Annotated in this window: 14 protein-coding genes and 2 tRNA genes; 7 read left to right on the top strand and 9 right to left on the bottom strand. The window is 59.9% G+C overall.

From position 1 onward, the window contains the following. Positions 1-77, top strand: a tRNA-Arg gene (locus OKC42_RS12540). 28 nt (positions 78-105) lie between these two features. Then, a tRNA-Arg gene (locus OKC42_RS12535) sits at positions 106-182 on the top strand. 343 nt (positions 183-525) lie between these two features. Here OKC42_RS12535 and pbpG read toward each other — a convergent pair. The 6 genes from pbpG to OKC42_RS12505 form a co-directional block, all read right to left on the bottom strand. After that, positions 526-1353, bottom strand: coding sequence for a D-alanyl-D-alanine endopeptidase (gene pbpG / locus OKC42_RS12530; protein WP_201954127.1), 828 nt, complete (start codon positions 1351-1353; stop codon positions 526-528). Positions 1354-1512: 159 nt separating this feature from the next. After that, a complete protein-coding gene (locus OKC42_RS12525; protein ID WP_167557106.1) occupies positions 1513-2178 on the bottom strand; it encodes a DedA family protein in 666 nt (221 codons plus the stop codon). Between the two features lie 18 nt (positions 2179-2196). Then, positions 2197-3489, bottom strand: coding sequence for a hemolysin family protein (locus tag OKC42_RS12520; RefSeq protein ID WP_069528721.1), 1293 nt, complete (start codon positions 3487-3489; stop codon positions 2197-2199). 263 nt (positions 3490-3752) lie between these two features. After that, a complete protein-coding gene (gene ansB / locus OKC42_RS12515) occupies positions 3753-4811 on the bottom strand; it encodes an L-asparaginase 2 (RefSeq protein WP_113740412.1) in 1059 nt (352 codons plus the stop codon). 130 nt (positions 4812-4941) lie between these two features. Then, positions 4942-5136 carry a heavy-metal-associated domain-containing protein gene (locus tag OKC42_RS12510; protein WP_005348755.1) on the bottom strand — a complete coding sequence of 65 codons (195 nt, stop codon included), beginning with the start codon at positions 5134-5136 and terminating at the stop codon, positions 4942-4944. A gap of 62 nt (positions 5137-5198) precedes the next feature. Continuing rightward, positions 5199-6149: an AEC family transporter gene (locus OKC42_RS12505; RefSeq protein ID WP_129504819.1), complete on the bottom strand. Its 951-nt coding sequence runs from the start codon at positions 6147-6149 to the stop codon at positions 5199-5201. Between the two features lie 137 nt (positions 6150-6286). Between OKC42_RS12505 and treR the strand changes: the two genes are divergently transcribed. The 5 genes from treR (at position 6287) to OKC42_RS12480 (ending at position 11521) form a co-directional block, all read left to right on the top strand. Beyond that, on the top strand, positions 6287-7234 hold the full coding sequence (treR, locus tag OKC42_RS12500) for a trehalose operon repressor TreR (protein WP_201954129.1): 948 nt from the start codon (positions 6287-6289) through the stop codon (positions 7232-7234). A 192-nt stretch (positions 7235-7426) separates the two neighbouring features. Next, the gene (gene treB / locus OKC42_RS12495; RefSeq protein WP_201954131.1) at positions 7427-8857 is read left to right on the top strand and encodes a PTS trehalose transporter subunit IIBC; all 1431 of its coding nucleotides are present in this window, start codon (positions 7427-7429) and stop codon (positions 8855-8857) included. Between the two features lie 66 nt (positions 8858-8923). Next, positions 8924-10585 carry an alpha,alpha-phosphotrehalase gene (gene treC / locus OKC42_RS12490; RefSeq protein ID WP_201954132.1) on the top strand — a complete coding sequence of 554 codons (1662 nt, stop codon included), beginning with the start codon at positions 8924-8926 and terminating at the stop codon, positions 10583-10585. Positions 10586-10588: 3 nt separating this feature from the next. Continuing rightward, positions 10589-11212, top strand: a complete 624-nt coding sequence (locus OKC42_RS12485) for a sugar O-acetyltransferase (RefSeq protein ID WP_201954134.1) — start codon at positions 10589-10591, stop codon at positions 11210-11212. Between the two features lie 120 nt (positions 11213-11332). Continuing rightward, positions 11333-11521 (top strand): hypothetical protein, encoded by a 189-nt coding sequence (locus OKC42_RS12480; RefSeq protein ID WP_005336040.1) that lies wholly within the window; start codon positions 11333-11335, stop codon positions 11519-11521. A gap of 60 nt (positions 11522-11581) precedes the next feature. Here the strand turns inward: OKC42_RS12480 and rluA are convergent, their stop codons facing one another. The 3 genes from rluA to OKC42_RS12465 all read right to left on the bottom strand — a co-directional run. Continuing rightward, positions 11582-12238, bottom strand: a complete 657-nt coding sequence (rluA, locus tag OKC42_RS12475) for a bifunctional tRNA pseudouridine(32) synthase/23S rRNA pseudouridine(746) synthase RluA (protein WP_005343025.1) — start codon at positions 12236-12238, stop codon at positions 11582-11584. Positions 12239-12353: 115 nt separating this feature from the next. Then, a complete protein-coding gene (gene rapA / locus OKC42_RS12470; RefSeq protein ID WP_201954136.1) occupies positions 12354-15221 on the bottom strand; it encodes an RNA polymerase-associated protein RapA in 2868 nt (955 codons plus the stop codon). A gap of 70 nt (positions 15222-15291) precedes the next feature. Next, positions 15292-15696: hypothetical protein (locus OKC42_RS12465; protein ID WP_270819862.1), on the bottom strand; the 405-nt coding region annotated here is incomplete at its 5' end.

The raw sequence follows: 15696 nt of genomic DNA, 5'->3' as shown, positions 1-15696 counted from the left end.
GCGCCCGTAGCTCAGCTGGATAGAGTACCTGGCTACGAACCAGGTGGTCAGAGGTTCGAATCCTCTCGGGCGCACCATATTTCAAGCAGTACCAAAAGTTTATGAGCGCCCGTAGCTCAGCTGGATAGAGTACCTGGCTACGAACCAGGTGGTCAGAGGTTCGAATCCTCTCGGGCGCACCATACAGACAGCCTCGACTTCGGTCGGGGCTGTTTTTTTATGGGCGATATTTAGCTTTTGGTGCGGATCCCCGTGCGCTGTTGCGGGTGGATCGCCCGTTTACCTGGCTGTTCTTGTCCTCATTTCTTCCCCTTTCTGTGATTGCGCACAGTTCTTCTGATCGTTGCACCGCATCACCACCCTTTGCCTCATCTATAGGTGCCTTGTATGCCTGCTGTTGCAACGGCTGATTCCGCGCAGCTTATCACTCAAGGTTTGGCTATCAACATCCTGCAAGGCCTGCTGAGGCGTTCTGCAGGCAATAAAAAAGGATGCCGCAGCATCCTTTTTTGTTGAGATATTGACTCAGCTTTTCAGCCATTTGCGAATGCGGTTGGCATCGCCGATCGGGGTGCGTTTGCCCACCGAATTGAGCAGCACGATGGCAAGCTCGCGGCTGTCCGGTTTGGCGCGCATCACCAGACAGCGTCCAGCCTCGTCAGTGAAGCCGGTCTTGGAGAGGCGTACGTCCCAATCCGGGTTTTTCACCAGCGGGTTGGTGTTGTTGAACATCAGGCTGTAGGCGGGGGCGTTGAAGCGCATCTCCCGGTTCTCATCCTGAGTGAACTGACGGATCAGCGGCTGACGATAGGCGGCGGCGGCCAGCTTGCCCAGATCCTGGGCGGTAGAGACGTTGCGGGTGGAGAGGCCGGTGGAATCGTAGAAGTGGGTATTACGCATTCCGAGCGTTCTGGCCTTGTTGTTCATGGCCCGCACGAAGGCGCTGCGACCGCCCGGATAGTGACGTGCCAGTGCCGAGGCCATCCGGTTTTCGGAGGACATCAATGCCAGATGCAGGGCATCGCGGCGAGTCACCTTGGTGCCCATGCGGATACGGGAGTGAGTGTGTTTGACCCGATCCAGATCGTTCTTGTCGATCGTGATGGTCTGGTTGAGATTCTGTTTGGCATCCAGCACCACCAGCGCTGTCATCAGCTTGGTGAGAGAGGCGATGGGACGCACCTTGGTGGCATTCTTCTGGTAGAGCGTCTTGCCCGTTTTTACATCCACGACCAGGGCGCTGCTTGAGCGTACTTCCAGTTTGGCTGGGTTGGGTGCCGCGCTGACCGCAGGCAATCCCAGCATTCCCATCAACCCGACAACCAGCGCTGCTGCGCGAATCCGACACCACATACAACCGACTCCATTCCCATCCAAAAAAAGGCGCTAGATTCACTCATTTTTACCCCGGCTTTACAAGGGCCGAGCGGGACTATTTCTGCTATTTGCGCAAAATTGGAGATCAAAAAAGCCCTCTGGCGAGGGCTTTCGGGTCGGGCGTTGGGCGGGGGGTCAATCCCGCGGCTGCGCGGCCTTGCGTTTGCTGATCCAGCGCCAGACCAGCGCCACCATGCCACCCACCAGCAGGGCCACCGGCAGATAGATGATGATATTGAAAAACTGGGTCTGGTATTCGGCGGCCAGCTTGGTGTGGCTCAGGTAGTAGCCAAACCCGACCAGCGGGCAGATCCACATGATGGAGCTGATCAGATTGACGATGAGAAAGCGCCCCTGGGGCAGCTCGGTGGCACCGACGATGTAGGGGTAGGCGGTGCGTACGAAGGCGATATAGCGCGCGGTGATCAGGGTGATGATCCCGTACTTGTCCAGCAGGTGGTAGACCTTCTGCTGGTGTCGCTCTTCCACATGGGACATCAGCCGATGGTAGAGCTGGGTGTGGCCAAGGAAGCGCCCCTGCATGTAACCGAGCCAGGTGCCGACAAAGGTGGCCATGATCAACAGCGGGATTACCCCGAGAGACAATACATCCTGATAGATGAGTACGCCGGTGAGGATCAGCAGGCTGTCACCGGGCAGAAAGGCGGTAGGGATGAATCCGTTTTCCAGTACCAGAAACGTCAGAATCACACCACAGATCATGAAGGCCATCTTGGGATCGGAAAGTGTGTTCAGATCGTGATTCATAAAGGCGTGAGCCAGTTGGTAAAACTGCTCCATACTTGCAAACTCCGCAGGTTAGCTGGGTTGATCGGTCAAGGGCATGGCGAGCACCTTGTCGATGCGCAGGCCATCCATGTCAACAATTTCCAGTTGCCACTGTTCCAGTGTCACCAGGTCTCCGGTTTGTGGAACACGACCAAGGAGCAGCATGATAAGCCCTCCGAGGGTGTGATAGTGATGTTTTTCTTCTTCTGGCAGACGAACCAGCTCCAGACAGTCCTTCAACTCCGGCAGCGGGATCAGGCCATCGAGCAGCCAGCTGCCGTCGGCGCGCCGGAATGCCCAGTTGTCCTCGCCATCCTCCTGCTGGAAATCCCCCGCCAGCGCCTCCAGCAGATCCTGCTGGGTGACCAGTCCCTGCAGCTCGCCATATTCGTCCACCACCAGCGCCATCTGTTCGCTGTGGGTGCGGAAGTGGTTGAGCAGCTCGACGCCGTTGAGGGTCTCGGGCAGCAGGCTGCCCTCCTGGGTCAGGGCAGCCAGATCGATGGGCTCCCCCTTGATATAGGCGTGCAGCACCTTGCTGACATTGATGATACCCACCAATTCTGACAGGTTGCCGTCGCAGACCGGAAAATAGCTGTGGCGATACTCCACCAGTCGCTGCAGGTTGGTCTCCAGCGGCAGCGCCAGATCCAGATAGCGGATATCGCTGCGCGGCACCATCAGGGAGGAGAGGCTGCGCTCGTCGAGACGGAAGACGTTGCGCAGCATTGTGTGTTCATGATCCTCGATCACCCCGGCTTCAGAGCCCTCCACCAGCATGGCGTGGATCTCCTCCTCGGTAACGTTGGCGCTGCCGTTCTGGTTGACCCGCAGCAGCCGCAGGCTGGCATTGGTAGAGGCCGACAGCAGCCAGACGAAGGGGCGGGTCAGGGTGGCGAGCCAGTGCATGGGGCGCGCGACCAGACAGGCGATGCGCTCGGCATTGAGCTGGCCGAGCCGCTTGGGCACCAGCTCCCCCACCACGATGGAGAGGTAAGTAACCACCACCACCACTATGACGGTGGCGATCAGGCCGCTGCTCTTGGGGGATAGCCCCCACTCCTGCAACCAGAGGGAGAAGGGCTGGGCCAGCAGGGATTCGCCGTAGATACCGTTGAGCAGACCTATGCTGGTAATGCCGATCTGGACGGCAGAGAGAAAATGGGTCGGGTCTTCGCCCAGTTTGAGGGCAATGGCGGCGGAGCGGTTGCCTTCAGAGGCAAGCTTGCCGAGGCGAGCCTTGCGTGCGGTGACGATGGCGATTTCTGACATGGCGAAGACGCCATTAAGCAAAATCAATCCCAGCAGGATCAATATTTCCATACAGCAACAGCACTCCTTGAGTGGATAAGATCGCTGGCAGTGTAATGAATTTGGCGGCGATGCGCTTGTGAAAGCGGGTGATCCGGCTCGCTAATTTGATGACACCGCTCTGCGGTGGCCGAAAAAGATGGCCGGAAAAGGGAAGGATGACCTCGCCAAACGACGTAATGGGTGAGGCGGGTGCTTGGCGAAGTGGCATTGCATGCAGGATGGAAAAGGGCGGGAAGTCCCGCCCTTGCTTGTCACTTGTCAGACAACCGTTGTCAGAACTGCTGGAACCAGCGCTGGATCTGGGCCGGGTCTTTGCTCTGGGTCAGGGAGAGCATCAGCAGCACCCGCGCCTTCTGCGGGTTTAGAGTGCCGGAGGCCACGAAGCCGTACTTGGCATCATCGATCTCGGCATCCAGGGTGGTGGCGCCGGTCGGTACGCGGGCGGAGCGCACTACCCGGATGCCGTCTTTGCTCGCCTGAGCCAAGGTATCGAACAGGGTGTGGTAGAGGTTGCCGTTGCCCACCCCGGCGCTGACGATGCCGTCGAACTTGGCATCCACCATCGCCTTGGCCGGCAGATCGGTGGCGTTGGCGTAGCTGTAGACGATGCCAACTTGCGGCAGCTTGTCGAGCTTGCTCACGTCAAACGGAGTCTTGCTGGTGTGCAGGCGGGCCGGGCTGCGCTGATAGTCGATCTTGCCGTTGTGGATGTAGCCGAGCGGGCCGAAGTTGGGGGAGGCAAAGGTCTGCACGCCGGTGGTGTTGGTCTTGGTGACGTCGCGGGCATCGAGCACGGTGTCGTTCATCGCCACCATGACGCCACGGCCCTTGGAGGCGGGGTCGGAGGCGGTCACCACGGCGTTGTAGAGGTTGAGCGGGCCATCGGCACTCATGGCGGTGGAGGGGCGCATGGCGCCAACCAGCACTACCGGCTTGTCGCTCTTGACGGTCAGGTTGAGGAAGTAGGCGGTCTCTTCCATGGTGTCGGTGCCGTGGGTAATGACTATGCCATCCACGTCATCCTTGGCCAGCAGCTCGTTGACCCGCTTGGCCAGCTTGAGCCACACCTCGTCGTTCATGTCCTGGGAGCCGATCTTCACCACCTGCTCTCCCTGCACATCGGCCACGTTTTTCATCTCGGGCACGGCGGCGATCAGGGTTTCGATGGCCACCTTGCCTGCCTCGTAGTTGGACTGGGTAGCCGACTGGCCTGCCCCGGCAATGGTGCCGCCGGTTGCCAGAATATGGACGTTGGGCAGGGCCATCGCCATGGGGGAGAGGGTCAGGCCAACGACGGCGGCGAGCAGGGTCTTGCGGATCGGTAGGGTCATGCTGCAAATCCTTATGGTTGGAATAATCGCAGCAAGTTTGCCCGTTTAATAACCCGGGTCTGTGATAAAACTCACCAAAAGACAGGTGAGTACAGATTTTTAACCTGTTTTATACCTATATGGAGATAATTTAACTCGCAGAGAAACCCTTGGCTTCGATCAGGGCGATCAGCTCAGCCTTGCTCAGCTCGCTCTCGATGAAGGCCTTGCTGCTGGCGAAATCGACGGTTGCGGTGGTGACCGCAGGCTGGGCCAGCAGCGCTTTTTGCAGACTGGCGGCGCAGCCACCACAGGACATGCCGGACACGGTGAGTTCGATGGTCATGGAATATCTCCTCTGTTGATGAGCGCCAGCCTAAAGCTGCCGCCTCCGGCAAGGTCAAGCCGTCAGTACATAAGCCCCAGATAGTTCATCAGAGTTGCCCCCAGACTAGTGGTGAGCAGTGAGCCGAGGGTGGTGGTGGCGATGATGTTTGCGGCCAGCACGCTGTCGCCCCCCATGGCGCGGGTCATCACATAGCTGGCGGCGGCAGTCGGAGTGGCGCTGATGAGAAACAGAATACCCAGCTCCAGATGGCTGAAGCCGAGCAGGGCAGCCCCCAGAGTGAACACCGCAGGAATGAGGCAGAGCCGCATGATGCTGGCCCAGCCCGCAATGGCTGCACCACCACGCAGAGCGTCGAGGCTGAGGGAGGCGCCGGTGCAGAGCAGCGCCAGCGGCAACGTCATGTTGGCGAAGTAGCTGCCGGTGGTGAGCAGCAGTTGCGGCATCTTGATACCGAGCAGGGTAAAGGGCAGCGCCGCCACAATAGCGATGATCAGCGGATTCTTGATGATGCCGAGCAGGATGGGGCGAATGCCGGTGGCACCGCCGAGACTGCGGGTGAGGGTGATCACCGCGAGAATGTTGTAGAGCACGGTCACCGCGCCGACATAGAAGGCCGCCGCACCCAACCCCTCGTGGCCGTAAGCGTTCTGCACATAGGCGAGCCCGATAATGGCGCTGTTGCCGCGAAAGCTCCCCTGCACGAAGATGCCGCGCAGCCGCTGCTCCCCGATAAAACGTCCGGCCAACAGCTCCAGTACCAGATAGCTGATAACGGTGGCGAGCAGGCCATAGCCGATAAACCAGAGGCTCGGCATGGTGGCGAAGTTGGTACCCAGAATACTGAGAAAGAGCAGAGCGGGCAGGGTGACCTGAAACACCAGTCGCGAGGCGGATTCGGTGAAGGGATCCGGCAAAAGCCCCAACCGCTTGAGCAAGATGCCGAGCAGCAGCACCACGCAGATGGGGCCTGTGATGGAGAGGGAGAAGAGCAGACTGGCCAGCAGATCCATGATGGGCATCCTGTGCTGTGCCCACACACCCTGACGGGGGGGCAAAAAGGGCATTCTAACGCCATGGGCTTGTATTCACAGGGGTTAATCACAACAATGTGGGCAATTCCACCGCCTAGCCTCCTGTGAGCCAATTCATGGACAAGAAACTGACCATCCTCGATATCGCCAGACTGAGTGGCGTCGGCAAGTCTACCGTCTCCCGGGTGCTTAATCAGGATCCCAAGGTGAAGCAGGAGACCCGCGAGCGGGTGGAGCAGATCATCGCCGAACATGGCTTCGTGCCGAGCAAATCGGCGCGTGCCATGCGCAGCCAGAGCCAGCAGGTGGTGGGGATCATCGTCTCGCGGCTCGACTCCAGCTCGGAGAATCAGGCGGTGCGCGGCATGCTGGAGACCCTCTACCAGCGTGGCTACGATGCTGTGCTGATGGAGAGCAAGTTCTCCCCCGCCAAGGTGCAGGAGCATCTGGCGGTGCTGGAGCGGCGCGGAGTGGATGGCATTATCCTGTTCGCCTTCAATGACTTGGACTATGCCGCCATGGCGTCGCTGAAAGAGAAGCTGGTGCTGGTCGCCCGTGAACATCCCGGTTTCTCCTCGGTCTGCTTTGACGACGCCGGTGCGGTGCGCACCATGCTGGCGCAGCTGGCAAGCCGTGGCGCCCGCGACATCGCCTATCTGGGGGTGGATACCTCGGATCTCACCACCGGCCAGCGCCGCCTAGATGCTTATCTCGCTTACTGCGCAGAGCAGGGGTTGTGCCCGCGCAGCGCCCTCGGCGATCTCAGCCTGCAGAGCGGCTACCGGCTGGCGGCCGAGCTGCTGACGCCTTCCACCCAGGCGCTGGTCTGCGCCAGCGACACCCTCGCCATTGGTGCGGCAAAATACCTGCAAGAACAAGGGCGTAGCGAGGTGCTGGTGACCGGCCTTGGCAACAACCCCATGCTCAGCTTCCTCTTCCCCAACGCCCTCAGTCTCGATCTTGGCTACAAGGGGGCGGGGGAGCAGGCGGCGCGTCAGCTGCTCGGTCAGATTGAGCAGGATCAGCCTCCGCTGGTGACAATCGCCCCCTGTCGAACCCTGTGACCCCCATCACTCCGGGCTGAACAAAAAGTGCGCTTTTTGTGATGCTGGCCACGAATTGGGAACGTTCCCATTTCGATCTGGCCAGATTGTCGGCATGCTAAATGGGAACGATACCAAAAACGCTCCGGCCGACAGACTGGCTCAAAAGGGCGATACAGACCACTATTCAATGGCGTCACAGAGGGAAGACCCATGTCCAAGATCAACGCACAGCAGCTTGCCACCCTGATCGACAAGATCGGCGGCAAGGAGAACATCGCCACCGTCAGCCACTGCCTGACCCGGTTGCGCTTCGTCCTGAACGATCCGGCCAAGGCCGACAGCAAGGCTATCGAAACCATCCCGGCGGTTAAGGGAAGCTTCACCCAGGGCGGTCAGTTCCAGGTGGTGATCGGTAACGAGGTAGAGCAGTGGTACAAGGCGCTGACCGAACAGCTCGGCGTCAGCGGTGGCAGCAAGGAGACCGCCAAGCAGGCGGCGCGCCAGAACATGAACCCGCTGGAGCGGGGCATCTCCCATCTGGCGGAGATCTTCGTACCGTTGCTGCCCGCCATCATCACCGGCGGTCTGATCCTGGGCTTTCGCAACGTCATCGGCGACATCAAGATGTTTGACGATGGCACTCACACCCTCACCGAGATCAGCCAGTTCTGGGCTCAGGTACACGCCTTCCTCTGGCTGCTGGGCGAGGCGATTTTCCACTTCCTGCCGGTCGGCGTCTGCTGGTCTGCAGTGAAGAAGATGGGCGGCTCCGAGATCTTGGGTATCGTGCTCGGTATCACTCTGGTGTCGCCGCAGTTGATGAACGCCTACGGCATCGGTCAGCAGACCCCGGAGGTGTGGGACTTCGGCCTGTTCGTGATCCAGAAGGTGGGTTATCAGGCCCAGGTCATTCCGGCGCTGCTGGCGGGTGTCTTCCTGGCCTGGGTTGAGACCAACCTCAAGCGGATCATTCCGGCCTATCTCTATCTGGTGATTGTGCCGTTTGTCTCGCTGCTGCTGGCAGTGATCGTGGCTCACGCCTTTATCGGCCCGCTCGGTCGCTGGATTGGTGATGGCGTCGGTTTCGCTGCCAAGGCTGCGATGACCGGCTCCTTCGCTCCCATCGGCGCTGCCCTGTTCGGTTTCCTCTATGCACCGCTGGTCATTACCGGTATCCACCACACCACCAACGCAGTGGATCTGCAGCTGATGCAGAGCATGGGTGGCACGCCAATCTGGCCGCTGATCGCCCTCTCCAACATCGCTCAGGCTTCTGCCGTGGTGGGCATCATTCTGATTAGCCGCAAGGAGAACGAGCGGGAGATCTCGGTGCCTGCTGCCATCTCCGCCTACCTCGGGGTTACCGAACCGGCCATGTACGGTATCAACCTCAAGTACAAGTTCCCCATGCTGTGCGCCATGGTGGGCTCCAGCCTTGCCGCCCTCATTTGTGGCTTTGCCGGGGTAATGGCCAACGGCATCGGGGTAGGCGGCCTGCCCGGCATCCTCTCCATCCAGCCGCAATACTGGGCGGTGTTTGCCATCGCCATGTTGGTCGCCATCGTGGTGCCGGTGGTGCTGACCCTGCTGGTCTACAAGCGCCAGCAAGCCGCTGGCAAGTTGGCCCAAGCCAGCGCCTGACACTGATTATCAGGGCGACCCGCGGGTCGCCCTCTCCATTTTCTATTCGAGACAAGAGAAAGACCCATGAGCCAAACACCCTGGTGGCAGAGCGCCGTGATTTACCAGATTTACCCCAAGAGCTTTCAGGATTCCGGCGCCCGTGGCACCGGTGATCTTAAGGGGATCATGGCCCGCCTCGACTATCTCAAGACCTTGGGCGTCGATGCCCTCTGGCTGACCCCGGTTTATGTTTCTCCGCAGGTGGACAACGGCTACGACATCGCCGACTACCTTGCCATCGACCCCGCCTACGGCACCATGGATGATTTCGAGGCGCTGCTGGCCGCCGCCCACGTGCGCGACATCCGCATCGTGATTGATATCGTGGTCAACCACACTTCCACCGAGCACGCCTGGTTCAAGTCGGCGCTGGGGGACAAGAACAGCCCCTACCGCGACTACTATATCTGGCGCGATCCGGTGAATGGCGGCGTGCCGAACAACTGGCAATCCAAGTTTGGCGGCAGCGCCTGGGAACTGGATCAGGCCACCGGTCAGTACTACCTGCACCTGTTTGCCCGCGAGCAGGCGGATCTCAACTGGGAAAATCCGGCGGTGCGCGCCGAGGTGAAAAAGATCATCCACTTCTGGGCCAAGAAGGGGGTGGATGGTTTCCGTCTCGACGTCATCAACCTTATCTCCAAGGATCAGGCGTTCCCGAACGACGAGATTGGCGATGGCCGCCGCTTCTATACCGACGGGCCGCGCATCCACGAATTTTTGCAGGACGTGAGCCGCGACGTGTTTGCTCCTGTCGGCGCCATGACGGTGGGGGAGATGTCCTCCACCAGTCTGGAACACTGCCAGCGTTACGGCGCGCTGGACGGCTCAGAGCTCTCCATGGTGTTCAACTTCCACCACCTCAAGGTGGATTACCCCAACGGCGACAAGTGGACCAAGGCGCCGTTCGATTTCCTCGAACTCAAGCGCATCTTCAACCACTGGCAGAGCGGCATGCATGGCAAGGGGTGGTCGGCGCTATTCTGGTGCAATCACGACCAACCGCGCATCGTTTCCCGTTTCGGTGACGAGGGTGAGCATAGGGTGGTGGCCGCCAAGATGCTGGCCAGTACGCTGCACGGCCTGCAAGGCACCCCCTACATCTATCAGGGGGAGGAGATCGGCATGACCAACCCCGGCTATCAGCACATCGATGACTATCAGGATGTGGAGAGCCGCAACATCTTCGCCATCAAGCAGGCGGAAGGGATGAGCGAGGCCGAGATCCTCGCCATTCTCGGCGCCAAGTCCCGCGACAACTCGCGCACGCCGATGCAGTGGAGCGCAGCGGCCAATGCAGGTTTCACCAGCGGGACGCCCTGGCTCAAGCCTGCCGCCAACTATCCCGAGATCAACGCCGAGGCGGCGCTGGCCGACCAGCACTCGGTGTTCTGGCACTATCGGGATCTCATCGCCATTCGCAAGGCGCACCCCATCTTCACTCAGGGGGATTATCAGGAGCTGCTGACGGGGCACCCGCAGATCTGGGCCTATGCCCGCCGTGCCAACGGTCAGACCCTGCTGGTGGTGAGCAACTTCTACGGCGAGCCGGTGGAGTTTGCCTTGCCTGCCGAGCTGCAAAGTGGGCAAGGTCGGCTGCTGCTCGGCAACTACCCGGATAGCCCGGCCCAACCGCAAGCGGGTATGCTGCGCCCTTATGAATCCCTGATCTGGCTGATGGAGTAGTGGATGAGCGAGGAAATGGTTGCAGCTGAACAGCTGCATGCGCGTGGTGCCGAGTGGCAGAAGATGGTGGCGGGGAAGCCCTATGACGCGGCTGACCCCGAGCTCAAAGCGGCACGTGAGCGCTGTCGCAGGTTCTATCACACCTTCAATACCAGCTGGCAGGAGAAACCGGCGCGGGATGCTTTGCTTCATGAGCTGCTCGGTGGCCGCGGCCAGGAGTGTGCCATCAATCCACCATTCTTCTGCGACTATGGCGCCAATATCTTCGTCGGCGAGAACTTCTACGCCAACGTAGGCTGCACCATCCTCGACGTCTGCGAGGTACGCATCGGCGACAACGTGCTGCTGGCGCCCGGGGTGCAGATCTACACCGCCGCTCATCCGGTGGCGGTGGCGCCGCGCATCAGGGGTGTAGAGTTCGGCAAGCCGGTGCGGATCGGTCACAACGTCTGGATTGGCGGCAGCGTCGTCATCTGCCCCGGCGTTACTATCGGTGACAACAGCGTTATAGGCGCAGGCTCGGTGGTGACCAAAGATGTGCCCGCCAACGTGGTGGCGGCTGGCAACCCCTGCAAGGTGCTTCGGCCGATGACGGCACAGGAGCTTGAAGGCGTCATCCAGCGGTGAACAGGGACCATGAATGCTATTGCTATCTGATTGATAGAAAAGCGACTTTCAGATTGTTTTGCATTCAGTGCTTATGTTCGGGGCCGCTTGGTCGATACTGTTGAGTGCAGGAGGAACCCTATGGATATATCAAGTTCTGCAAATGCGTCGTTTGGTTCTGCTCTGATGACGGCCAGTCTGGCCAAGAAACAGCAGACCCAAGAGGGCGAAGCTGCGCTGAAGCTGCTGCAAAACGCAGCGCAATCAGCGCCGGTTGCACCGACATCGGCCAGCGCTTCCCTGGGAAGCAAGATCGATATTCGCGTCTGACCCTAATGAAAAAGCCCCCATCTCGCGATGGGGGCTTTTTTATCTCTGCGATTTGCGGGATCAGACCGGGAAAGGAGCCGGCGCCTCGAAGGTCATCCGTTCCCCGCTGCGGGGGTGGCTGATGGTCAGCATGGCCGCATGCAGGTAGAGATGGGGTGCAGCCGCCAGCGCATCCGGATGGGCGTAGAGGTTGTCACCCAGGATCGGGTGCCCCAGCTCCAGCATATGGACGCGCAACTGGTGCGAGCGACCTGTGATGGGAGTCAGCTTGATCAGGCTGTTGCCGTTCTCCACTTTCAGTTTCTGCCACAGGGTCAGGGCGTGACGCCCCTCCTCGTGATCCACCTTCTGCTTCGGGCGGTTGGGCCAGTCGACGCAGAGCGGCAGATCTACCTGACCCGACTCTGCCTCCGGCTCGCCCCACACCCAGGCGAGGTAGTGCTTCTCTGTCTCCCGCTCGCGAAATTGCCGACTCAGCTCCCGATGAGAGTTGGGATTGAGGGGAATGACAATGACGCCTGTGGTGGACATGTCGAGGCGATGAGCTGCCGCCGCCTTAGGGTGCTGCTGTTTCACCCGATGCAGGACGCTGTCTTCATTCTCGGGGCCGCGCCCGGGGACGCTTAGCAGGCCAGTGGGCTTGTTGACCACCATGATGTCCTTGTCCTTGAACAGGATATCGAGCCAGGGTTCCAGAGGCGGTGAGTATTCAAACATAAATGTCTCGCATCAGAAGGTGGGGGCAAGCCCCCATCAGTTATGGGTAACCACGACAAAGCGGCCTTGGGTATCCAGTTTGAGCTGGGTCTGGCCGCTGTCGGTCGGTACCTTGTCAGTTATGGGTGACCACGATAAAGCGGATGGCATCCAGCTTGAGTTGGGTCTGATCGATCAGGTGGTGCAATTCTGCCTGCAGATTGCGCAGATAATCCAGCTCGCTGTCGCGCACGTTCGGGTTGACTGCCTTGAGCGCTTCCAGACGATCCAGATCCTGCTGCAGGGTCTGCGCCATCTGGGCGCGGGCCTTGTCGACAATCCCGGCTTTCAGCTCTTCGGCAATGGCCTGGCCCTTGCCAATCAGACTGTGGATCACTGGTTGGGACGCGGTGACCAGTTTGCTGCCGAGGTGGCGATTGACCGGCGTCAGCTGACGGTTGAAGGCATCAAACGCCACTTTCTCACCCAGATTCTGGCCGTTCTTGTCCATCAGCAGACGGATCGGCGTCGGCGGCATGAAGCGGTAGAGCTGGGGATGGGCCGCAGACTCGGCAACGAAGATCAGCTCAAGCAGGATGGAGCCGATGGGCAGCGCCTTGTTCTTGAGCAGTGCGACCGAGGTGGCACCGATCTCGGAGCCCAGGATCAGGTCGATACCGCCGCGCATCATGGGGTGATCCCAGGAGAGCAGCGCCATGTCATCACGCGACAGGGCAGTGTTGCGATCGAAGGTGATGGTCATGCCGTCTTGCGGCAAGCCCGGGAAGCTGGAGACCAGCATGTGATCCCCGGGGGTCAGCACCAGCGCGTTCTCGCCACGGTCATCCTGATTGACGCCGATCTCGTCGAACATCTTGAGGGCGAAGGAGATCATGCCGGTGTCGTCATCTTCGGCGGCCAGCTTGTCGACCAGCTGCTGGGCGGCGGCGCCACCGCTGGAGTGGATCTCCAGCAGGCGATCGCGACCCTGCTCCAGTCGAGCCTTGAGCGGCTCGTGCAGTTCGCGGGTCTTGATCAGCAGGGCGTCGAGGGCTGCCTGATCGCCGGTGTTGGCTGCCAGCAGCTCGAACAGCTCTTCACGTACCGCTTCGAATACCGGGCGGGCAGTCGGGCAGGTCTGCTCGAACGCGTCCAGACCATCGTGATACCAGAGCTGCAGGGCGCGCTGGGCAGTCCCTTCCAGATAGGGAACGTGGATCTCGACGGTATTCTGCTGACCGATACGATCCAGTCGGCCGATACGCTGTTCCAGCAGATCCGGGTTGAGGGGCAGATCGAACAGCACCAGATGACTGGCAAACTGGAAGTTGCGGCCCTCTGAGCCGATCTCGGAGCAGAGCAGCACCTGGGCGCCACCCTCTTGCTGGGCAAAATAGGCGGAGGCCTTGTCCCGCTCGAGGATCGACATCCCTTCGTGGAACACGGCTCCACGGATCCCTTCACGGGTGCGTAGCGCCTCTTCCAGCGCGATAGCGGTCGCTGCTTCGGAGCAGATCACCAGCACCTTCTGCTGGCGGGCTGAGAGCAGCAGTTCCAGCAACCATTCTACGCGCGGGTCGAACTGGGTCCAGGTGGCGTTGTCGCCTTCGAACTGCTGGAAGATCTTCTCGGGATAGAGGTAGCGCAAGGCACGGGTCTGCAGATCGCCACCGTTGCCACCCATCATGCCCATCACCTTGATGGCAGTCTTGTACTGCTCCGGCAGCGGCATGGGGTAGACATTGAGGTGACGCTCGGGGAAGCCCTGAATATTGGCGCGGCTGTTGCGGAACAGTACCCGGCCGGTGCCATGCTGGTCCAGCAGCTTGGCGACCGCCTGCTGGCGGGCGGCGGCATCGCTCAAGTCCAGCCCTTCCAGCTGGCTGGCGAGGATCTGTCTGGCTTCATCGCTCAGGGTCTCGCCATCCAGCAGCTCTTGCGCGGCGCTCGCGACCTGACCATAGGCCTGCTCCTCGGCGAGGAAAGCCTCATAGTCGTAGAAACGCTCCGGGTCGAGCAGGCGCAGACGGGCAAAGTGGCTCTGGTGGCCCAGCTGATCCGGGGTAGCGGTCAGCAGCAGTACGCCCGGCACCTGTTCGGCCAGCGCTTCCACCATCTCATAGGCACGGCTTGGCGCCTCTTCGCTCCACTCCAGATGGTGCGCTTCGTCGACAACCAGCAGATCCCACTCGGCTTCCAGCACTTGCTCGAAGCGACGGCGCTTCTTGCGCAGGAAGTCGAGGCTGCAGATCACCAGCTGTTCGGTCTCGAAGGGGTTCTCCGCATCGGCAAACGCTTCGATGCAGCGCTCCTCGTCAAACAGGGAGAAGTGCAGGTTGAAGCGGCGCAACATCTCGACCAGCCACTGGTGCTGCAAGGTTTCGGGCAGCAGGATCAGCACCCGATGGGCGCGGCCGGAGAGCAGTTGCTGATGAATGATCATGCCCGCTTCGATGGTCTTGCCCAGACCCACCTCATCGGCCAGCAGTACGCGTGGAGCGTAGCGGTGACCCACCTCGTGGGCGATATAGAGCTGGTGCGGGATCAGGCTGACCCGACCACCGGCCAGACCACGAGTCGGGTTGCGACGACGTTGGTGCTGGTTCACCAGCGCCTCGTAGCGCAGGGTGAAGCGGGACATCCGATCGATCTGACCGGCGAACAGACGATCCTGCGGCTTGTTGAATTTGATAAAGTTGTTGAGAAACACTTCCTTGAGGGCAACGGGCTCATCATTGTCGGTGCGCACACCTACATATATAAGCAGGCCGTCTTTCTCCTGCACTTCTTCGACCGTCATGGTCCAGTCTTCGTGACTGGTGATCTGATCGCCCACATTGAAGCTGACCCGGGTGACCGGCGCCTCTTCTTTGGCATACATGCGGTTTTCACCGGTAGCCGGAAACAACAGGGTAACCATGCGTCCTTCAACAGCAACGACAGTCCCCAACCCCAGATCCGTCTCTGTATCACTAATCCAACGCTGGCCAAGTGCAAAAGGCATTAAACTCTCCAAAGCCCAAGAGTGTGTGAATCGCAAAGGGGCGCTATGTTACCCGAAGGCGTGACCTCGATCACCATGCATATAGATGCAGAGAGACCAAATCGCCACAACCTTGATCTGCTACCATCGCCACGCCATCTAGAGGATAGCGAGCTCGCCAAACGGGTGTGTTATTGCAGGATAAATGCGCTTTTTGGGTGATTAGTGAACGGTTGAACCAAAAATGCGAATTTAATTCGAAAAGACCCTTGCAAGCGTGATCCAGATCCCTATAATGCGCCTCCATCGACAGGGCAAGCGGCAACGCAAACAACCTCGTCGGTAACCTCGAAAGCCCTTGAAAATAAGGCTTGACTCGAGAAGGCGGTTGAGTAGAATTCCACTCCCGCAGCAACACGCTGTTGCGTCGCTCTTTAACAATTTGAATCAAGCAATCTGTGTGGGCACTCACAGCATCGAACATCAAAAACAATTT

This window comes from Aeromonas sp. Y311-2, from assembly GCF_027706025.1.
In the GTDB taxonomy this organism is placed as follows: Bacteria; Pseudomonadota; Gammaproteobacteria; order Enterobacterales; family Aeromonadaceae; genus Aeromonas; species Aeromonas veronii.
This window is presented reverse-complemented; position numbering and strand designations above follow the sequence as displayed.